Source organism: Pseudomonas sp. GW822-FHT03F08 (genome assembly GCF_058801265.1).
In genome coordinates, this window is record NZ_JBXANC010000005.1 from 498005 (window position 1) to 517852 (window position 19848).

General features: G+C 60.3%; 18 protein-coding genes. 16 read left to right on the forward strand and 2 right to left on the reverse strand.

Annotated elements, in window-relative coordinates; genetic code table 11:
* The first annotated feature begins 116 nt into the window (after positions 1-116).
* The 8 genes from minC (at position 117) to AC1RME_RS15750 (ending at position 7913) form a co-directional block, all read left to right on the forward strand.
* On the forward strand, positions 117-854 hold the full coding sequence (gene minC, locus AC1RME_RS15715) for a septum site-determining protein MinC (RefSeq protein WP_096822970.1): 738 nt from the start codon (positions 117-119) through the stop codon (positions 852-854).
* A 169-nt stretch (positions 855-1023) separates the two neighbouring features.
* Complete coding sequence (minD, locus tag AC1RME_RS15720; RefSeq protein ID WP_096822931.1) at positions 1024-1836, forward strand: septum site-determining protein MinD; 813 nt, start codon at positions 1024-1026, stop codon at positions 1834-1836.
* Positions 1836-2090: a cell division topological specificity factor MinE gene (gene minE / locus AC1RME_RS15725; protein ID WP_003223146.1), complete on the forward strand. Its 255-nt coding sequence runs from the start codon at positions 1836-1838 to the stop codon at positions 2088-2090. Before minD ends, minE begins: the two co-directional genes overlap by 1 nt.
* 91 nt (positions 2091-2181) lie before the next feature.
* The gene (locus tag AC1RME_RS15730) at positions 2182-2817 is read left to right on the forward strand and encodes an RluA family pseudouridine synthase (protein WP_085732336.1); all 636 of its coding nucleotides are present in this window, start codon (positions 2182-2184) and stop codon (positions 2815-2817) included.
* A 46-nt stretch (positions 2818-2863) separates the two neighbouring features.
* A complete protein-coding gene (locus AC1RME_RS15735; protein WP_096822930.1) occupies positions 2864-3964 on the forward strand; it encodes a hypothetical protein in 1101 nt (366 codons plus the stop codon).
* A 120-nt stretch (positions 3965-4084) separates the two neighbouring features.
* The gene (locus AC1RME_RS15740; RefSeq protein WP_096822929.1) at positions 4085-5374 is read left to right on the forward strand and encodes a M18 family aminopeptidase; all 1290 of its coding nucleotides are present in this window, start codon (positions 4085-4087) and stop codon (positions 5372-5374) included.
* 126 nt (positions 5375-5500) lie between these two features.
* Complete coding sequence (locus tag AC1RME_RS15745) at positions 5501-5677, forward strand: hypothetical protein (protein WP_173861399.1); 177 nt, start codon at positions 5501-5503, stop codon at positions 5675-5677.
* Between the two features lie 76 nt (positions 5678-5753).
* Positions 5754-7913, forward strand: a complete 2160-nt coding sequence (locus AC1RME_RS15750; RefSeq protein ID WP_096822928.1) for a mechanosensitive ion channel family protein — start codon at positions 5754-5756, stop codon at positions 7911-7913.
* Positions 7914-8282: 369 nt separating this feature from the next.
* Here the strand turns inward: AC1RME_RS15750 and AC1RME_RS15755 are convergent, their stop codons facing one another.
* Positions 8283-8996, reverse strand: coding sequence for a UTRA domain-containing protein (locus AC1RME_RS15755; RefSeq protein WP_085701120.1), 714 nt, complete (start codon positions 8994-8996; stop codon positions 8283-8285).
* A 351-nt stretch (positions 8997-9347) separates the two neighbouring features.
* Here AC1RME_RS15755 and AC1RME_RS15760 point away from each other — a divergent pair, with 351 nt between their 5' ends.
* From AC1RME_RS15760 to AC1RME_RS15785, 6 genes are all read left to right on the forward strand, one after another.
* Positions 9348-10412 carry an ABC transporter substrate-binding protein gene (locus AC1RME_RS15760; protein WP_096822927.1) on the forward strand — a complete coding sequence of 355 codons (1065 nt, stop codon included), beginning with the start codon at positions 9348-9350 and terminating at the stop codon, positions 10410-10412.
* Positions 10413-10528: 116 nt separating this feature from the next.
* Entirely contained in the window at positions 10529-11335 is an 807-nt protein-coding gene (locus AC1RME_RS15765; protein ID WP_096822926.1) for an alkaline phosphatase family protein, read from the forward strand.
* A 5-nt stretch (positions 11336-11340) separates the two neighbouring features.
* On the forward strand, positions 11341-12177 hold the full coding sequence (locus AC1RME_RS15770) for an ABC transporter permease (protein WP_167748736.1): 837 nt from the start codon (positions 11341-11343) through the stop codon (positions 12175-12177).
* Positions 12164-12964 carry an ABC transporter permease gene (locus AC1RME_RS15775; protein ID WP_096822924.1) on the forward strand — a complete coding sequence of 267 codons (801 nt, stop codon included), beginning with the start codon at positions 12164-12166 and terminating at the stop codon, positions 12962-12964. The genes AC1RME_RS15770 and AC1RME_RS15775 overlap by 14 nt, the downstream gene beginning before the upstream one ends.
* Positions 12961-13950, forward strand: a complete 990-nt coding sequence (locus AC1RME_RS15780; protein ID WP_096822923.1) for an ABC transporter ATP-binding protein — start codon at positions 12961-12963, stop codon at positions 13948-13950. The genes AC1RME_RS15775 and AC1RME_RS15780 overlap by 4 nt, the downstream gene beginning before the upstream one ends.
* 34 nt (positions 13951-13984) lie before the next feature.
* Positions 13985-14638 carry an HAD family hydrolase gene (locus AC1RME_RS15785; protein WP_096822922.1) on the forward strand — a complete coding sequence of 218 codons (654 nt, stop codon included), beginning with the start codon at positions 13985-13987 and terminating at the stop codon, positions 14636-14638.
* 45 nt (positions 14639-14683) lie between these two features.
* Here the strand turns inward: AC1RME_RS15785 and AC1RME_RS15790 are convergent, their stop codons facing one another.
* Entirely contained in the window at positions 14684-15646 is a 963-nt protein-coding gene (locus AC1RME_RS15790) for a zinc-binding dehydrogenase (protein WP_096822921.1), read from the reverse strand.
* A 181-nt stretch (positions 15647-15827) separates the two neighbouring features.
* On the opposite strand from AC1RME_RS15790, the gene AC1RME_RS15795 reads away from it, so the two are divergent.
* On the forward strand, positions 15828-17912 hold the full coding sequence (locus tag AC1RME_RS15795; RefSeq protein WP_173861398.1) for a carboxy terminal-processing peptidase: 2085 nt from the start codon (positions 15828-15830) through the stop codon (positions 17910-17912).
* A gap of 134 nt (positions 17913-18046) precedes the next feature.
* Positions 18047-19837, forward strand: a complete 1791-nt coding sequence (locus tag AC1RME_RS15800) for a bifunctional diguanylate cyclase/phosphodiesterase (RefSeq protein ID WP_096822919.1) — start codon at positions 18047-18049, stop codon at positions 19835-19837.
* The last annotated feature ends 11 nt before the right edge of the window (positions 19838-19848 follow it).

The window sequence follows — 19848 nt, forward strand, 5'->3', positions numbered from 1 at the left end:
AAAGCTTCCGTAAATACAGTGGCCGCGCATTCTACATCGTTCGACCCGGCTTGCGGCTGGCGGGCGTTCTCGTTATAAGTCTCGGCACTTTTAGTGACAAGCCGTTGTATGCCGACATGAGCCAAACCGAATCGCCAGACCAAGATCCCGTGTTCCAGCTGAAGGGCAGCATGCTCGCCATTACGGTGCTGGAACTGTCCCGCAACGACCTGGACAGCCTTGATCGGCAATTGGCCGCCAAAGTCGCCCAGGCACCGAATTTCTTCAGCAACGCGCCGCTGGTTCTGGCGCTGGACAAGTTGCCGCCGAGCGAAGGCGCCGTCGACCTGCCGGGCCTGATGCGCGTGTGCCGCCAGCACGGTCTGCGCACCCTGGCGATCCGCGCCAGCCGCATCGAAGACATCGCCGCCGCCATCGCCATCGACATTCCGGTGCTGCCGCCGTCCGGTGCCCGCGAGCGACCGCTGGAAACCGCTGAACCCGTCGCACCGAAGAAGCCGGAAAAACCGCCTGAGCCGACCGTCAAACAGACCCGCGTCATCACCACGCCAGTACGTGGTGGCCAACAGATCTATGCCCAGGGTGGCGATCTGGTGGTGGTTTCCTCGGTCAGTCCGGGGGCGGAACTTCTCGCCGATGGCAACATCCATGTATACGGCCCGATGCGCGGTCGTGCGCTGGCCGGGGTCAAGGGCGACACCAAGGCGCGGATTTTCTGTCAGCAATTGAGCGCTGAACTGATCTCCATCGCAGGCCATTACAAGGTTTCCGAAGACCTGCGTCGCGATCCGATGTGGGGTTCGGGTGTACAGGTCAGCCTATCGGGCGACGTGTTGAACATCATTCGGCTTTAACGGATACTGCCGCATTTTCCAAGCATCTCTAAAACGTAGCGAAAACGGCTCAAACGAAGTAGGAAAAAGGCCAAAAGCCAAATTCCAGCCAAGGCTGTCCGACTGCAGTAGTTTTCAAGAGATGTTTTTCAGGGGCTGAACAGTCCTTCTTCCTTAGGGGTGAAACACCTTGGCCAAGATTCTCGTGGTTACATCCGGCAAGGGTGGTGTGGGTAAGACCACCACCAGCGCCGCTATCGGTACCGGCCTCGCTCTGCGCGGCCACAAAACAGTGATCGTCGACTTCGACGTGGGCTTGCGTAACCTTGACCTGATCATGGGTTGCGAGCGCCGCGTGGTGTATGACTTCGTCAACGTCGTGAACGGCGAAGCCAACCTGCAACAGGCCCTGATCAAAGACAAGCGCCTGGAAAACCTCTATGTACTGGCCGCCAGCCAGACCCGCGACAAAGACGCGCTGACCGTCGAAGGCGTGGAAAAAGTCCTGATGGAGCTCAAGGAACAATTCGAGTTCGTGGTCTGCGACTCCCCGGCGGGCATCGAGAAAGGCGCCCACCTGGCCATGTACTTCGCTGACGAAGCGATCGTCGTGACCAACCCGGAAGTCTCCTCGGTACGTGACTCGGACCGCATGCTCGGCCTGCTGGCCAGCAAGTCCCGTCGCGCCGAACGTGGCGAAGACCCGATCAAGGAACACCTGCTGATCACCCGCTACCACCCGGAGCGCGTTGAAAAGGGCGAAATGCTCGGCGTCGAAGACGTCAAGGAAATCCTCTCGGTGACCCTGCTGGGCGTGATCCCGGAATCCCAGGCGGTGCTCAAGGCTTCCAACCAGGGCGTCCCGGTCATCCTCGACGACCAGAGCGATGCCGGCCAGGCCTACAGCGACACCGTCGACCGCCTGCTGGGCAAAGACAAAGCACACCGGTTCCTCGATGTCGAGAAGAAGGGATTCTTCGAGCGCCTGTTTGGAGGTAGGTAATGAACCTTTTTGACTTCTTTCGTGCCAACAAAAAGCCAAGCACTGCCTCGGTAGCGAAAGAGCGTCTACAGATCATCGTGGCGCATGAGCGCGGCCAGCGCAGCACGCCGGATTACCTGCCAGCCTTGCAGAAGGAACTGGTGGACGTGATCCGCAAGTACGTCAATATCGGCAACGACGACGTACATGTTGCATTGGAGAGCCAGGGCAGTTGCTCGATTCTGGAACTCAACATCACCCTGCCAGATCGCTGAGTCGATCCGGCAGGAACGACGGCGGCTCAGGGCCCTTCCGACACCGGAGGGGCCCTGAGCCGCCGTTGGCATTTGTTACGAGGCTGTTTTAATGCCGCTGTCCAACATCCACATCATCCATCAGGACGCCGCCGTTCTGGTGGTGAACAAACCGACCCTGTTGCTCTCGGTGCCCGGCCGGGCCGACGACAACAAGGACTGCCTGATCACTCGCCTGCAGGAAAACGGCTACCCGGAAGCGCGTATCGTCCATCGTCTGGACTGGGAAACCTCCGGCATCATTCTGCTGGCTCGCGACGCGGACACCCACCGCGAACTGTCGCGCCAATTTCATGACCGCGAAACCGAAAAAGCCTACACCGCCCTGTGCTGGGGTCAGCCGGAACTGGACAGCGGCAGCATCGACCTGCCCCTGCGCTATGACCCGCCAACCAAGCCACGCCACGTGGTCGACCACGAATTCGGCAAACACGCCCTGACCTTCTGGCGTGTGCTGGAACGTTGCGGCGACTGGTGCCGCGTCGAGCTGACGCCGATCACTGGCCGCTCGCACCAGTTGCGCGTGCACATGCTGTCCATCGGTCACCCGCTGCTCGGTGACGGGCTCTATGCTCATGAGCAAGCCCTCGCCGCCTGGCCGCGCCTGTGCCTGCACGCGAGCATGCTCAGCTTTACCCACCCACAGTCCGGCGAGCGCTTGCGCTTCGAATGCCCGGCTCCGTTTTAAGCACTGCCTGACCGGCAGCCGCCTGTTTTAAAGGATTTTGTTCCGGATGAGTTGTACTGATTCCCTGGCAACACCCGTCAAGAAGACCCGTCATCAACTGCTCTACCTGATTTACGGCAACCAGGATGTTTACCGGCGCGAAGCCAAGTTCAGCATCCTGACCGCCCTGTCTCAGGCCAGGACCGGCAAACGTCCGGCGATCAGGATTCTCACCGACCGGCCGCAGGACTACGAAGGCTGGCCGGTCGACACCGTGCTGCTCGACGAGCCGACCCTGACCCGCTGGCAAGGCGAAAACGGCTATCACCACCGACGCAAGGCTTGCGCGATTGCCGCCGGCTTGCAACTGGCCGAAAAAACCTTGTTCGTCGACACCGACACCCTGTTCACCAGTGACCCGAATCGGCTGTTCCAGCACATCACCCCCGGGCAATCAGTGATGGATCGTTTCGAATACGACTGGAAAGACGTCTTCGAGCGCGACGACTACCTGAAGCTCGGTCGCGACCTCAGCGCCCACGGCGTAACCCCGGACAACGGCTTCAAGCTCTACAACAGCGGGCTGTGCGGCGTAACCGACAGCGACGGGAAATTGTTCGAAGAGTCGATCCGTCTGATCGACGAATGGACGGCCGACGGTTTCGAGATCCATACCATCGAACAGATCGCTCTGTCGTTCGCCCTGCGCAAGCGGCCGGTGGTCGAGGCGCGCAAGTACATCTATCACTACTTCGCGGAAAAGCGTTTCTTCCATGCGATGCAGGCGTTCTTCTTCTCCCAGCACGGCGAGAAGTTCAGCCAGCGCCTGGTGGATCTGTGCAAGGACGTGCCGAGGGTCAAGCCGTTTCCGTCCGCCTGGCAACGCCTGAAAATCAAATGGAAGCTGCGCAACCAGAGCGGCACGATGCGCAAGGTCGGCCGTGACCTGTTGTACGGCAGCGCCGCGCCGGATCATCCGTACTACAGCGCCTGTCGCCATGAATGGTGGGAATGTGCCTCGCGGGAGATTCTTCGTTGGGACGAGAGCCGTCAGAAAAAGCTCCTGAGCCAGAGCCGATGGCCGCAACAACTGCCGCGCCCGGAGCGGCCTGAAGATGAAAAAATCATCATGAACTACCTGAAAAAACGCGTGACCGCCGCCCGCTGACCCACACTGTCCACTGCGGGAGCCTGCCCCCGCAGTGGATCTCCTTTTACATTCGATTTCGATTGTGGCCTGCGCACCGGCATGCGTTAAACTCCCGCCCATTGCTGTCTGGAGCTTCTTATGCGCGAAGAGTTGAACCAAGGCCTGATCGACTTCCTCAAGGCCTCCCCTACCCCGTTTCACGCCACCGCCAGCCTTGTTCAACGCCTGGAGGCCGCCGGTTATGTGCGCCTCGACGAGCGCGAGACCTGGCACACCGAAGCCAATGGCCGTTACTACGTCACCCGTAACGACTCCTCGATCGTCGCGATCAAGATGGGCCGCAACTCTCCGCTGCACGACGGCATCCGCCTGGTCGGCGCCCATACCGACAGCCCGTGCCTGCGAGTCAAGCCGCAACCTGAATTGCAGCGCCAGGGTTTCTGGCAGCTGGGCGTCGAAGTCTACGGCGGCGCGCTACTGGCACCGTGGTTCGACCGTGATCTGTCGCTGGCCGGCCGCGTTACCTTCCGCCGCGACGGCAAGGTCGAAAGCCAGCTGATCGACTTCAAGGCACCGATCGCGATCATTCCCAACCTGGCCATCCACCTCAACCGTGAAGCCAATCAGGGCTGGGCGATCAATGCCCAGACCGAACTGCCGCCAATTCTCGCGCAGTTCGCCGGTGACGAGCGTGTGGACTTCCGCGCAGTCCTCACCGATCAACTGGCCCGCGAGCACGGCCTCAATGCCGACGTGGTGCTCGATTACGAGCTGAGCTTCTACGACACCCAAAGCGCCGCCGTCATCGGCCTGAACGGTGACTTCATCGCCGGCGCCCGCCTCGACAACTTGCTGTCGTGCTACGCCGGCCTGCAAGCCCTGCTGACCGCCGACACCGATGAAACCTGCGTGCTGGTGTGCAACGACCACGAAGAAGTCGGCTCATGCTCGGCGTGCGGCGCCGACGGCCCGATGCTGGAACAGACCCTGCGTCGCCTGTTGCCCGAGGGTGATGAGTTCGTACGCACCATTCAGAAATCCCTGCTGGTTTCGGCCGACAACGCCCACGGCGTGCACCCGAACTACGCCGAGAAGCACGACGCCAACCACGGCCCGAAACTCAACGCCGGCCCGGTGATCAAGGTCAACAGCAACCAGCGCTACGCCACCAACAGTGAAACCGCCGGGTTCTTCCGTCATCTGTGCATGGCCGAAGAAGTCCCGGTGCAAAGCTTCGTGGTACGCAGCGACATGGGTTGCGGTTCGACCATCGGCCCGATCACCGCCAGCCACCTGGGCGTGCGCACGGTCGACATCGGCCTGCCGACGTTCGCCATGCACTCGATCCGCGAACTGTGCGGCAGCCATGACCTGGCCCACCTGGTCAAAGTGCTGAGCGCGTTCTACGCCAGCCGCGAATTGCCGTAACCGGTTCTGTGGCGAGGGTGCTTGCTCCCTCGCCACGTCGACTGCGCAGTGACTGTGATACACATCACCACCGGTCGGCAAAATTCCACCTAGACTTAAATCATCCCCTACGACAAGGCTGTCGCCATGATCTCGATGTCTGCGTTCCACGCCATGCTCATTCCGATACTGTGCGGAATGATTCTGCTGGCGATCGGCTTCAACTTCCGCGACAAGAACGCCGGAGTGTTCGCCATGTGGATCGGCATGCTGTTGATCCTGGCCACCGTGGTCTACAAGATCCTCGCCAAACTCAACGAATAAATCCGCGCTCGGCTCGCATTGATTTTGACGGGCTCGTACACTCGCCCGATCCGCCCCTTGCGAGGTTGACCGCCTAGTGTTCGCTCGTCTTTCTGCCCTGCCCTGCCTGTTCCTCATCTGCCTGATGACGCTGCTGCCGTTGGCGCCTGCCCAAGCGGTGAGCCTGCCCGGCCTGCTCAGTGGATCGAACAAGGCGCAACCCGAAGCCCAGGAACCCCTCGGCCAGTCCCTCGACGAAGTCATCAAGTCGCTGGAAAACGACAAGCAACGCGCCCAGTTGCTGAGCGATCTGAAAAAACTGCGCGACGCTACGAAAAAAGCCCAGGCCACCCCGGAAGAAGGCGTGCTGGGCCTGATTGGCGGCACCCTCGCCACTTTTGAAAAACAATTCACCGGCAGCGACAGCCCGCTCAATCGCTGGTCCGCCGAATTCGATCTGGCCAAAGACGAACTGTCTGACCTGATGCTGCCGGCCAGCGAATGGCTGCCGATCATCTTCGCCTTCGCCGTAATTCTCGCCGTCTGGAGCCTGCTGGCCGCCGCACTGATCTGGCTTGGCCACCGGGTGCGCATGCGCTTCGGCCTGACCGAAGAGCTGCCGCAAAACCCCCGGGCCCTCGACATGCTGCGCTTCGCCCTGCGCAAGCTCGGGCCATGGATGATTGCCCTGGCCATCACGGTTTACATGAGCTACGCGCTGCCGTCGTCCCTGGGCAAAAGCCTGGCGATGGTTCTGGCCTACGCGCTGGTGGTCGGCACCTGTTTCTCGGCGATCTGCGTGATTGCCTTCTCCGTACTCGACGGCCCGCACCGCCATCGCGCGTTGTACATCCTGCGCCATCAGGCCTTTCGCCCTCTGTGGCTGATCGGCAGCTTCGCCGCGTTCGGCGAAGCACTGAACGACCCGCGACTGGTGGCCGGCCTCGGCGTGCACCTGGCGCACACCGCCGCCACCGTCGCCAATGTGCTAGCGGCCCTGTCGACCGGCCTGTTCATCCTGCGCTTCCGCCGCCCGATCGCTCACCTGATCCGCAACCAGCCGCTGTCCCGCCGCCTGACCCGCCGCGCTCTCAGCGACACCATCGAAATTCTCGGCACCTTCTGGTACGTGCCGGCGCTGGTGCTGGTGGGAATTTCCCTGTTCGCCACCTTCGTCTCCGCCGGCGACACCAGCACCGCCTTGCGCCAGTCACTGATCTGCACCGTGCTGCTGGTGTTGTGCATGGTGATCAACGGCCTCGTCCGCCGCCACGCCCTCAAACCCCAACGCGGTCCGAAACGCCACGCCTTCTATTCCGAACGCCTGAAAAGCTTCTTCTACACCCTCGCTCATTTGCTGGTGTGGCTGGCGTTCATCGAACTCGGCCTGCGGGTCTGGGGCATGTCACTGATCGGTTTCACCGAAGGCGAAGGCCACGACGTCAGCGTCAAACTGTTCAGCCTGATCGGCACGTTGATCTTCGCCTGGCTGATCTGGATCCTCAGCGACACCGCCGTCCACCACGCCCTCACCCGCTCACGCAAAGGCCTGGCCAACGCCCGCGCACAAACCATGATGCCGTTGATCCGCAACGTGCTGTTCGTGGCGATCTTCATCATCGCCCTGATCGTCGCCCTGGCGAACATGGGCATGAACGTCACGCCACTGCTGGCCGGTGCCGGCGTGATCGGCCTGGCGATCGGCTTCGGCGCCCAGTCACTGGTAGCCGACCTGATCACCGGCCTGTTCATCATCATCGAAGACTCCCTGGCCATCGACGACTACGTCGATGTCGGCGGCCACCTCGGCACCGTCGAAGGCCTGACCATCCGCACCGTACGCCTGCGGGACATCGACGGCATCGTCCACACCATCCCGTTCAGCGAAATCAAAAGCATCAAGAACTACTCCCGGGAATTCGGCTACGCGATCTTCCGCGTGGCGGTGCCGTTCAACATGAACATCGACGAAGCCATCAAACTGATGCGCGAAGTCGGCCAGAAAATGCGCACCGACCCGCTGCAGCGCCGCAACATCTGGTCGCCACTGGAGATACAAGGGGTGGAAAGCTTCGAGTCCGGCAACGCGATATTGCGCGCCCGGTTCAAGACCGCACCGATCAAACAGTGGGAAGTTTCACGGGCGTTCAACCTGTCGCTGAAACGGCATCTGGATGAGGCCGGGCTGGACCTGGCGACGCCGAGGATGAATGTGCAGGTGATTACCGCGGGCGGTGGTGGCCAAACTCAGGAATAGTCCAACTTCCTTACCACTCAACACGACGAGCGTTAGCTCGAGTACCGCTTTTGACGTGCCGGCCCCATCGGCAGGCTGAGTGGAGGGATTTATCCGGGGGTGGGAGCGCAGCGACCGTGCGGCGAAGCCGCATGCATCGAGAGGAGGTGCAGCGAAGCAAACCGGAGGCGATGCCCCCGGATGAATCCCGTAACGAAGGAACACCGAGCCAAAGCGAGGTGCCGAACGCCGGGGCCCAGCGTTTTGCTTACTTTTTGGCGTCTGCAAAAGTGAGTCGCTGTAAGAGCGAAACCGTCAGCGGCAGCACCCGAAGCAACGGATATTCACCCAAAACAACCCAGAGCATGGCCGGCCCAAAGGCCGCCAAGGTCAAACAACATCAACCCCAACGTGAATCGCATCATGCCGCCAAAACTCCAGATCACAATCAATCAACCGCCCAGCCTGATCATAATTGACCCGAGCAATCCGTAACCCTGGACTCCCCACCGACACCCTCAACGCCGCCGCCGCATCCACCGACAACGACGTAGGCACAATCTCGAACCGCACCCGCCCATAGTGCAAATCGTAATGCCGCGCATAAAGCTCGGTAATCGACTGATTCAAATCAAACTCCAGAATCCCCGGAAAAAACTGCGGATTCAGATAATGCTCCACATACAACACCAACCGCCCATCGATCCGCCGCGACCGGCAAATCTGAATCACGCTCGACAACGCCGGCAACTGCAACCACGCACACACCGCCGCTGACGCCGGTTGCAGCCGCGCCGAAATCACCTCGGTCGACGGCACCCGCCCCTGCGCACTGACCATCGCGTGAAAGTGACTGCGCTGCATCAGGTTATAGGCCAGGCGCGGTGGCGACACGAACCAGCCCCGACGCTCCTCGCGATAAATCTGCCCTTGCGCCTCCAGCTGCAACAAGGCTTCCCGTACCGTAATCCGGGTCGTGCCGAACAACTCGCTGAGCTTGCGCTCGGCCGGCAACTTGCTCCCCGCCGCGAGCAAGCCATGGTCGAGCTGCTCCTGGAGGATCTGGCCAATGGCTGTCACCGCTTTTGTTGCCTCATCGCGCATCAACGTTACCTATCTGGACTAGACCAGCACTGTTTCGGGGCAAAACCGCACGACTATTGCGCCGTTCGGTCGTGCTGCAAGCCTAGGCAGTGCAGATGACCGATAGATGACAAAACTACCGAACGGTCGTCCTGACAACTTGCAATACATCGGCCAAGTCCCTTGCCCACCGGGACTTTGAGGGTGGTCTACGCTTATCGGGCAGCCGTCGATACCGGAGAAATAAAACGCGGGTCGGGTATTCGCCGACATCAAAGTGTCATCCAGCCCCCCTACATTGGCTCAGGTATTGCTGACCTAGACCAACACAAACCGCAATCGCAGCGTTGAACACGACCAAGGAGCTTCGGAATGAAACAGCTTTTCCTGGCAACACTGTTAGGCTCGACCATTGCCATGTGCACCGCCGCCATGGCGGCTGATGATCTGAAAACCCTCGAAGCCGCTGCGAAAGCGGAAGGCGCCGTCAACAGCGTCGGCATGCCCGATGACTGGGCGAACTGGAAAGGCACCTGGGAAGACCTGGCCAAGACCTACGGCCTGAAACACATCGACACCGACATGAGCTCGGCCCAGGAAATCGCCAAGTTCGCCGCCGAGAAAGACAACGCCACCGCCGACATCGGCGACGTCGGCGCGGCCTTCGGTCCGATCGCGGTCAAACAAGGTGTGGTGCAACCCTACAAGCCGACCACCTGGGATCAAGTGCCTGCATGGGCCAAGGACAAGGACGGCAACTGGGCACTGGCCTACACCGGCACCATCGCCTTCATCGTCAACAAGAAGCTGCTGCACGGCTCCGACGTACCGACCAAATGGGCTGACCTCAAGGGCGGCAAATACAAGGTTTCCATCGGTGACGTGAGCACCGCCGCACAAGCTGCCAACGGCGTACTCGCTGCTGCGCTGGCCAACGGCGGCGACGAGAAAAACATCCAGCCTGCCCTGCTGCTGTTCGCAGACATCGCCAAGCAGGGTCGCCTGTCGATGGCCAACCCGACCATCGCCACCATGGAAAAAGGCGAGATCGAAGTCGGCGTGGTCTGGGACTTCAACGGCCTGAGCTACAAGGCCAAGATGGCCAACCCGGATGACTACGTGGTGCTGATCCCGTCCGATGGTTCGGTGATTTCCGGCTACACCACCATCATCAACAAATACGCGAAGAACCCGAACGCCGCCAAGCTGACCCGCGAATACATCTTCAGCGACGCCGGCCAGACCAACCTCGCCCGCGGCAACGCCCGTCCGATCCGCGCCGAGCACCTGACCCTTCCGGAAGACGTGAAAGCCAAACTGCTGCCGAACGAGCAGTACAAGAAGGTCACGCCGATCAAGGACGCCGATGCGTGGGAGAAAACCTCCAAGGCTCTGCCGCAGAAGTGGAACGAAGAAGTCATCGTAGAAATGAAGTGATGCTGTAGATCCCGTTTTCGGGGTTACTGAAGATCCCCTGTGGGAGCGAGTTCGCTCCCACAGGGGAATCTGCGTTGAATTCAAAATCTGATCTGTTTCGCGGAGTTTTTGCCCCTATGAAGCACAACGTCATCCTTGTCGTGCTCGACGGCCTCAATTACGAAGTCGCGCATCACGCCATGGGGCATCTGCAGGCTTACGTTGGCGCAGGACGCGCCGCGCTCTACCAGTTGGAGTGCGAGCTGCCGGCCCTGTCCCGACCGCTTTACGAATGCATCCTCACGGGTGTGCCGCCCATCGACAGCGGCATCGTCCACAACAACGTCTCGCGCCTGTCCAATCAGCGCAGCATCTATCACTACGCCCGCGATGCCGGTCTGAAAACCGCCGCCGCGGCGTACCACTGGGTCAGCGAGCTCTACAACCGCTCGCCGTTCGTGGCCGCACGGGATCGTCACACCGATGACCCGGCGCTACCGATCCAGCACGGCCACTTCTACTGGAACGATCACTATCCGGACTCGCACCTGTTCGCCGACGCCGAAAACCTGCGTCTGCGCCACGCCCCGGACTTTCTGCTGATCCATCCGATGAACATCGACGACGCCGGCCACAAGCACGGCCTCGACACCCCGCAATACCGCAACAGCGCGCGCAGCGCAGACATCATCCTTGCCGACTACCTGCAAGGCTGGCTCGACGCCGGTTATCAAGTGCTGGTGACCGCCGACCACGGCATGAACAACGACCGCTCGCACAACGGCCTGCTGCCGGAAGAACGCCAGGTGCCACTGTTTGTGCTCGGTGACGCCTTCAGCCTGAACGCCGACGCCACACCGAAGCAGACCGACATCTGCGGCACCGTCTGCGAGCTGCTCGGCGTACCCCACGACAAACCTGTGTGCCGGGAGTTGCTCAAGTGAACTCAATGACTCGCGGCAAATGGCTGGCCGCCCTGTGCCTGGTGCCCTTCGCCCTGTTCTTTATCGTGTTCGAAATCGCCCCGCTGGTCTGGGTGATGATCAACAGCCTGCAATCGGAAGAGTTCGGTTGGGGTTTCGCCAACTTCAGCAAGATCTTCAATTCGAAGTTCTATCTGCAGGCGATCCAGTACAGCCTCGAAATCAGTTTCTGGTCGAGTGTGTTCGGGATCATCATCGCGGTGCTGGGTGCCTACTCCCTGCGTCGGGTCGATTCGAAGCTGCGCAACTTCGTCAACGCCTTCGCCAACATGACCAGCAACTTCGCCGGCGTGCCTCTGGCGTTCGCGTTCATCATCCTGCTCGGTTTCAACGGCAGCATCACCATCATGCTGAAACAGGCCGGGATCATTCAGGACTTCAACCTGTATTCGAAAACCGGGCTGATCATCCTCTACACCTACTTCCAGATTCCCCTCGGCGTCCTGCTGCTGTACCCGGCGTTCGACGCGCTGCGTGAGGACTGGCGCGAATCCGCAGCGCTGCTGGGTGCTGACGGCTGGCAGTTCTGGCGCCACATCGGCCTGCCGGTGTTGACCCCGGCCCTGCTCGGCACCTTCGTGATCCTGCTGGCCAACGCCCTCGGCGCCTACGCCACGGTGTATGCCCTGACCACCGGCAACTTCAACGTGCTGCCGATCCGCATTGCCGCGATGGTCTCCGGCGACATTTCCCTGGATCCGAACCTGGCCAGTGCCCTGGCCGTGGTGCTGGTGGCGCTGATGACTCTGGTGACCGTCGTGCATCAACTGCTGTTGAAGAGGAGCTACCATGTCTCGCGCTGAATCCGGCCCGGCCGGCGTCTACCACCGCGTCGTGGTGTACCTGCTGTTCGCCATCCTGCTGCTGCCGCTGGTGGGCACGCTGGTCTACTCGATCGCCAGCAGTTGGTCGGCCACTATCCTGCCCAGCGGTTTCACCTTCAAGTGGTACATCCAGTTGTGGAGCGATCCGCGCTTCCTGCACGCGTTCGGCCAGTCGTTGCTGGTGTGCGTCGGCGCGCTGATCCTGTCCGTGGTGCTGATCCTGCCGCTGCTGTTCGTGGTGCATTACCACTTCCCGAAACTCGATGCGCTGATGAACATCCTGATCCTGCTGCCCTTCGCGGTGCCGCCGGTGGTGTCGTCGGTGGGGCTGCTGCAGCTCTATGGTTCCGGACCGTTCGCGATGGTCGGCACGCCGTGGATCCTGATCGGTTGCTACTTCACCGTGGCGCTGCCGTTCATGTACCGGGCGATCACCAACAACCTGCAAGCGATCAACCTGCGCGACCTGATGGACGCCGCCCAATTGCTCGGCGCCAGCACTTTTCAGGCGGCCTTCCTGGTGGTGCTGCCGAACCTGCGCAAGGGTTTGATGGTCGCGTTGCTGCTGTCGTTCTCGTTCCTGTTCGGTGAGTTCGTGTTCGCCAACATCCTGGTCGGCACCCGCTACGAAACCCTGCAGGTCTACCTCAACAACATGCGCAACAGCAGCGGCCACTTCACCAGTGCGCTGGTGATCTCCTACTTCTTTTTCGTGCTGGTCCTGACCTGGGTCGCCAACATCTTGAACAAGGACAAAAGCGAATGAGCTATGTCAGCGTCCAACACCTTCAGAAAAACTATGCGGGCACCACGGTGTTCAGCGACATCAACTGCGAAATCCAGAAGGGTGAATTCGTCACCCTGCTCGGCCCGTCCGGTTGCGGCAAATCCACCCTGCTGCGCTGCATCGCCGGTCTGACGCCGGTGGATGGCGGCAAGATTTTGCTCGATGGCGTCGACATCGTGCCGCTAACGCCACAGAAACGCGGGATCGGCATGGTGTTCCAGAGCTACGCACTGTTTCCCAACATGACCGTGGAGCAGAACGTCGCCTTCGGCCTGCGCATGCAGAAGGTTAACTCCGACGACAGCCACAAGCGCGTCGCCGAAGTGTTGAAACTGGTTGAGCTCAACGATTTCGCCAGCCGTTATCCGCACCAGCTCTCCGGCGGTCAGTGCCAGCGTGTCGCCCTCGCCCGCTCTCTGGTCACCCGTCCGCGTCTGTTGTTGCTGGATGAGCCGCTGTCGGCCCTCGATGCACGGATTCGCAAACACCTGCGCGAGCAGATCCGTCAGATCCAGCGCGAACTCGGCCTGACCACGATTTTCGTCACACACGATCAGGAAGAAGCCCTGACCATGTCTGACCGGATTTTCCTGATGAATCAGGGAAAGATCGTACAAAGCGGCGACGCCGAAACCCTCTACACCGCACCGGTCGACGTGTTCGCCGCCGGGTTCATAGGCAACTACAACCTGCTGGACGCCGACAGTGCCTCGAAGCTGTTGCAGCGGCCGATCAACCATCGCATCGCCATTCGCCCGGAGGCCATCGAGCTGAGCCTGAACGGCGAACTCGATGCGCAGATTCGCAGCCACAGCCTGCTGGGCAACGTCATCCGCTATCGCATCGAAGCCCGGGGCGTGGAATTGGTGGTGGATGTGCTCAACCGTTCGGCGGCGGACCTGCACCCCGACGGTCAGCGCCTGGCACTTTCCATCGATCCGACGGCCCTGTGTGAGGTAGCCTGATGACTTTGCTGACGTTGAAGAGAGAACTGCACTGATGGCTCTGGCAATTTTTGATCTGGACGAAACCCTGATCCACGGCGACTGCGCCACCCTCTGGAGCGAGCAGATGGGGCGCCTGGGCTGGGTCGATCCCGAGTCGTTCATGCGCAAGAACAACGAGCTGATGGACGCCTACAGCCATGGCAAGTTGCGCATGGAAGACTTCATGGAATTCAGCCTCGAACCCTTGATCGGTCGAACCCCGGAAGAAGTCGAACATCTGGTCGGCCCGTGGGTGGAAGACTTCATCGAACCGATCATCTTCAGCGACGCGACCAAAACCATCGCTGCCCACCGCAAGGCCGGCGACCGGATTCTGGTGATCTCGGCCTCGGGTACGCACTTGGTCAAACCCATTGCCGAGCGGTTGGGCATCGACGAGATTCTGGGCATCGAACTGGAAGTGGCACATGGCGTATACAGCGGCCACACCGTGGGCACCCTGACCTACCGCGAAGGCAAGATCACCCGCTTGCTGGAATGGCTGGATGCCGAAGAGGAAAACCTTGAAGGCGCGAGTTTCTATTCCGACTCACGCAATGATCTGCCGCTGCTGCTGAAAGTGGATTACCCGCATGTGGTCAATCCGGATCCGGTACTGCTTGCAGAGGCCGAGAAGTCCGGCTGGCCGATCCACCTCTGGAAGTAAGCGATTGCCTTGTGGGAGCAGGCCTGCTCCCACAAGCATCGACGATCAGCTCAGGCTTTCGTCGATCACCAGCACCAGCTTCCCGGCCACCGTGTTGCTCGCCAGCTCGGCGAATGCTGCCTCGGCATCCTTGATCGCAAAGGTCTTGGCCAGTTGCGGCTTCAAGCGTCCCTCGGAAAACAGCGGCCACACGTGCTGGCTCAGATCACTGAACAGATCGGCCTTGAACTGATCGTTGCGGCTGCGCAAGGTCGAACCCAGCAGTTGCACGCGCTTGGCCAGCACCTGGGCCAGATCGAGTTTTGCTTCGCGGCCACCCATCAGACCGATGAGCACCCAACGCCCGTCCTGAGCCATCAGCTTCAGATTCAGTGCCGAATAATGACCGCCCACCGGATCCAGAATCACATCGAACGGCCCGAAATCCCGCAGGCTCTCCAGATCATCGGTGCGCACCACGCCACCTTGCGCCCCCAGTGCTTCACAGTAGGCCAAGCGCTCGGTCGAACCGACGCTGACCCAGCACGGATTGCCAAACGCCTTGCACAGTTGAATGGCGGCTGAACCGATACCACTGGCCCCGGCATGCAGAAGAACTTTCTCACCCGGTTTGAGCGCAGCGAGCTGGAAAATATTCAGCCAGACGGTCGCGTACACCTCAGGCAACGCAGCCGCTTCGATCAGCGACACGCCTTCCGGAACAGGCAGCACATGCCGCCCGTCGACGACCACTTCTTCGGCCATCCCGCCCCCGGCCAGCAAGGCGCAGACACGATCACCGACCTGCCAGGAAGAACCGGCGCCGACTTCGCTGATCACCCCGGAGCACTCAAGACCGAGCACCTGACTGGCACCCGGCGGCGGTGGATAAAGGCCCGCCTTCTGTAATAAATCCGCGCGATTGAGGCCGGCTGCCGCCACCCGGATGCGAACTTGTCCTACATCGCACGTAGGACTCGGCTCATCAACCCATGCCACTTGACCTTCAACGCCTTGCAATGCCTTCACAGTGCCTCCATAGTGAGTCTGGACTGAGCCCGAAGCTGAAGCGCCGGGCTTTTTGCATTATGCGACCGGCCCTGGGGTCTGAACGAACGCTGAACAGCAGTTATCGTACAGAGCGTAGAGGTACCGGCGACTTCAAAGACGGCCTAATATGCGTTATCAATTGTCCCCGCGTCGAATCAGCATGAAGCATTTGCTCCCCAGCACCGCCCTCGCTCTTTTCATCGGTATCGGCCTCTTGCCGGTGTCGGGCACCACATTCGCAGCCAACAGCTGGGACAAGTTGCAGCCTGATCGCGATGAAGTAATCGCCAGTCTGAACGTCGTCGAGTTGCTCAAACGTCACCACTACAGCAAGCCACCGCTCGACGATGCGCGCTCGGTGATCATCTACGACAGCTACATCAAGCTGCTGGACCCGTCGCGCAGCTACTTCATGGCCAGCGACATCGCCGAATTCGACAAGTGGAAGACCCAGTTCGACGACTTCCTCAAGAGCGGCGACCTCAACGCCGGCTTCACCATCTACAAGCGTTATCTGGACCGCGTGAAAGCGCGTCTGGACTTCGCCATTGCCGAGCTGAACAAAGGCGTCGACAAGATGGACTTCTCCACGAAGGAAACCTTGCTGATCGATCGCAAGGACGCCCCGTGGCTCAAATCCACCGCCGAACTTGACGACCTGTGGCGCAAACGCGTCAAGGACGAAGTGCTGCGGCAGAAGATCGCCGGCAAGGATCCGAAGCAGATCCAGGAAACCCTGACCAAGCGCTACAAGAACCAGTTGGCGCGCCTGGACCAGACCCGTGCCGAAGACATCTTCCAGGCGTACATCAACACCTTCGCCATGTCTTACGATCCGCACACCAACTATCTGTCGCCGGATAACGCGGAAAACTTCGACATCAACATGAGCCTGTCCCTCGAGGGCATCGGCGCCGTGTTGCAGAGCGACAACGATCAGGTGAAAGTCGTGCGCCTGGTGCCGGCAGGCCCGGCCGACAAGACTAAGCAGGTTGCTCCGGCAGACAAGATCATCGGCGTTGCCCAGGGCAACAAAGAGATGGTCGACGTGGTCGGCTGGCGTCTGGACGAAGTAGTCAAGCTGATCCGTGGTCCGAAAGGCACCGTGGTTCGTCTGGAAGTCATCCCGGCGAGCAATGCGCCGAACGACCAGACCAGCAAGATCGTGCCGATCACCCGTGAAGCGGTGAAGCTCGAAGACCAGGCCGTGAAGAAATCCATCCTGAGCCTGAAACAGGACGGCAAGGACTACAAGCTCGGCGTGATCGAGATTCCAGCCTTCTATCTCGACTTCAAGGCGTTCCGTGCCGGCGATCCGGATTACAAGAGCACCACTCGCGACGTCAAGAAACTCCTGACCGAACTGCAGAAAGAGAAAGTCGACGGCGTGGTCATCGACCTGCGCAACAACGGCGGCGGCTCCCTGCAGGAAGCTACCGAACTGACCAGCCTGTTCATCGACAAGGGCCCTACCGTGCTCGTGCGTAACGCCGATGGCCGGGTCGATGTACTTGAAGACGAAAACCCGGGTGCGTTCTACAAAGGCCCGATGGCGCTGCTGGTCAACCGCCTGTCCGCGTCGGCTTCGGAGATCTTCGCCGGCGCCATGCAGGACTACCACCGCGCGCTGATCATCGGTGGCCAGACCTTCGGCAAAGGCACCGTGCAGACCATTCAGCCGCTGAACCATGGCGAACTGAAACTGACCCTGGCCAAGTTCTACCGGGTTTCCGGCCAAAGCACCCAGCACCAGGGCGTACTGCCGGACATCGATTACCCGTCGATCATCGACACCAAGGAAATCGGCGAGAGCGCCCTGCCTGAAGCCATGCCATGGGACACCATCAAGCCGGCCATCAAGCCTGCGGTTGACCCGTTCAAGCCGTACATCGCGCAGCTCAAGTCGGAGCATGACGTACGTTCGGCAAAAGACGCGGAGTTCGTGTTCATTCGCGACAAGCTGGCCCTGGCGCAGAAACTGATGGAAGAGAAAACCGTCAGCCTCAATGAAGCCGATCGCCGTGCCCAGCACGCCGATATCGACGCCAAGCAACTGGCGATGGAAAACATCCGTCGCAAGGCCAAAGGCGAAGAACCGCTCAAAGAGCTGAAGAAAGAAGACGACGACGCCCTCGCGGCAGCCGAGCCGGACAAGGTCAAACCGGAAGACGACGCCTACCTGAGCGAGACCGGGCGCGTACTGCTGGATTACCTGAAGCTGAGCAATCAGGTGGCCAAGAAGTAAGGTGATGGCAATTTAATGCTGACGATCCCCGGATCGTCATCAAACAGTCATCATTCTGTCGTGCAATAAAGGACTGGGAGCGGTTCTCTTCATCGAGAACGCTCCCAGTCCTTTTTTTATCGCCAGAGAATGCCATGACCACGACCGAACAGCTGAGTGCCTTGAGCTCGATCCTGACTCAAAGCGGTTTGCACAGCCTGTTCCAGCCGATCATTTGCCTCTCTGAACGACGCATTCTCGGTTATGAAGCCCTGACTCGCGGCCCTTCCAACAGCCCGCTGCACTCCCCTATCGCCCTGTTCGCCGTGGCCCGTCAGGCCGGGCGCTTGAGTGAATTGGAAATCGCCTGCCGTCAAAGTGCCTGCCGCCGTTTCAACGAACAGCAATTGCCGGGCAAGCTGTTTCTCAACGTCTCTCCCGAATCCCTGCTCGAAGCGGCGCACCAGCCAGGGCGTACGCTACAACTGCTGCAGGACTTCGGTATTCCGCCAAGCCAGGTGGTGATCGAACTCACCGAACAGACGCCGATCGATGACTTCCAGTTGCTGCAAACTGCGTTGCATCACTACCGAGCCATGGGGTTTTCGATTGCCCTCGATGATCTTGGCGCGGGTTATTCGAGTTTGCGGTTATGGTCGGAGCTGCGTCCCGATTACGTGAAAATCGATCGGCACTTTATCGATGGCATCCATCAGGATGCCTTGAAACGCGAGTTCGTCGGATCGATCCTGCAAATCGCCAAGGCCTCGCGGGCGCAGGTGATTGCCGAAGGCATCGAGTTGCCAGAAGAGCTGGCAGTGCTGACCGAAATGGGTGTCGATCTGGTGCAGGGTTACCTGCTTGGGCGCCCTCAGGAGCACCCGCCACGCGACGCACGGGCCTTGATGCCCAAGCACGACAGCAGCGCCGTGGCGCTGAACGATGAAGGCAGCGACCTCAGCGCCCTGCTCAACGATCAACCGGCCGTGGACCGCGACACACCGACCGCCACCGTGCTCGAAGCCTTCCGGCGTCAGGCCAACCTGAACTCGCTGGCAGTGCTCGACGAGCAAGGCCAGCCCTGCGGCATCGTCCATCGTCATTCATTGTCCGATGCCCTGCTCAAGCCGTTCGCCACCGACCTGTTCGCCCGCAAACCGATCAGCCGCCTGATGAACGACGACTTCCTCGCCGTGGAAATGAGCCAGTCGCTGCAACAGGTCAGCCGCCTGATCACCAGCCGTGCCCGACAGCGCATCGAAGAAGACTTCATCATCACCCTCAACGGCAGCTACCTGGGCTTGGGGCGGGTGATTGACGTGCTCAAGCTGATCACCGAGCTGAAGATCCAGCAGGCTCGCTATGCCAACCCGCTGACTCTGCTACCCGGCAACGTACCGATCCAACAATGCCTGACGCGGTTGCTGCAACAGGGGCGGGAGTCGGTCATTTGCTATGTCGACATCGACAGCTTCAAACCCTTTAACGATATCTATGGGTATGGGCGCGGGGATGAGGTGTTGTTGTGTTTGGCGCAATGCCTTAATGAACGCGTTGATCCTTCTCGCGACTTTGTCGGGCATATTGGGGGGGATGATTTTTTGCTGGTTCTCGGCCCGGAGGATTGGCGCAAGCGTCTTAATCAACTGCTTGATGACTTCCAGAGCCAATGCCGACGGTTCTATCGCCCAGAGCACCTTGAGGCTGGGTGTTTTGTTGCGCCGAACCGCCAAGGGATTCGCCAGGAATTTCCGTTGCTGTCACTGTCCATTGGCGTGGTGCATTTGCATCCTGAAGCTTGTGCGCAACTGGATGCGAGTCAGTTGGCGGAGATGGCTTCGCAGGCGAAGCATCATGCTAAGAATGTTCCGGGGTATAGTGTGCATGTTATCGACAGCATACGTGCGCTACCTTTTAACGAGGCGCTCGTTTCAGGTCATCGCTGATGTAAAGGCTC

Bases quoted from the DNA above. Each gene is read 5' to 3' on its own strand.
- AC1RME_RS15760 (WP_096822927.1), top strand. From the start codon at position 9,348: ATGAAACAGCTTTTCCTGGCAACACTGTTAGGCTCGACCATTGCCATG.
- AC1RME_RS15785 (WP_096822922.1), top strand. From the start codon at position 13,985: ATGGCTCTGGCAATTTTTGATCTGGACGAAACCCTGATCCACGGCGAC.
- AC1RME_RS15765 (WP_096822926.1), top strand. From the start codon at position 10,529: ATGAAGCACAACGTCATCCTTGTCGTGCTCGACGGCCTCAATTACGAA.
- AC1RME_RS15745 (WP_173861399.1), top strand. From the start codon at position 5,501: ATGATCTCGATGTCTGCGTTCCACGCCATGCTCATTCCGATACTGTGC.
- minC (WP_096822970.1), top strand. From the start codon at position 117: ATGAGCCAAACCGAATCGCCAGACCAAGATCCCGTGTTCCAGCTGAAG.
- minE (WP_003223146.1), top strand. From the start codon at position 1,836: ATGAACCTTTTTGACTTCTTTCGTGCCAACAAAAAGCCAAGCACTGCC.
- AC1RME_RS15755 (WP_085701120.1), bottom strand. From the start codon at position 8,996: ATGCGCGATGAGGCAACAAAAGCGGTGACAGCCATTGGCCAGATCCTC.
- AC1RME_RS15730 (WP_085732336.1), top strand. From the start codon at position 2,182: ATGCCGCTGTCCAACATCCACATCATCCATCAGGACGCCGCCGTTCTG.
- AC1RME_RS15735 (WP_096822930.1), top strand. From the start codon at position 2,864: ATGAGTTGTACTGATTCCCTGGCAACACCCGTCAAGAAGACCCGTCAT.
- AC1RME_RS15780 (WP_096822923.1), top strand. From the start codon at position 12,961: ATGAGCTATGTCAGCGTCCAACACCTTCAGAAAAACTATGCGGGCACC.
- AC1RME_RS15795 (WP_173861398.1), top strand. From the start codon at position 15,828: ATGAAGCATTTGCTCCCCAGCACCGCCCTCGCTCTTTTCATCGGTATC.
- AC1RME_RS15740 (WP_096822929.1), top strand. From the start codon at position 4,085: ATGCGCGAAGAGTTGAACCAAGGCCTGATCGACTTCCTCAAGGCCTCC.
- AC1RME_RS15775 (WP_096822924.1), top strand. From the start codon at position 12,164: ATGTCTCGCGCTGAATCCGGCCCGGCCGGCGTCTACCACCGCGTCGTG.
- AC1RME_RS15800 (WP_096822919.1), top strand. From the start codon at position 18,047: ATGACCACGACCGAACAGCTGAGTGCCTTGAGCTCGATCCTGACTCAA.
- AC1RME_RS15770 (WP_167748736.1), top strand. From the start codon at position 11,341: ATGACTCGCGGCAAATGGCTGGCCGCCCTGTGCCTGGTGCCCTTCGCC.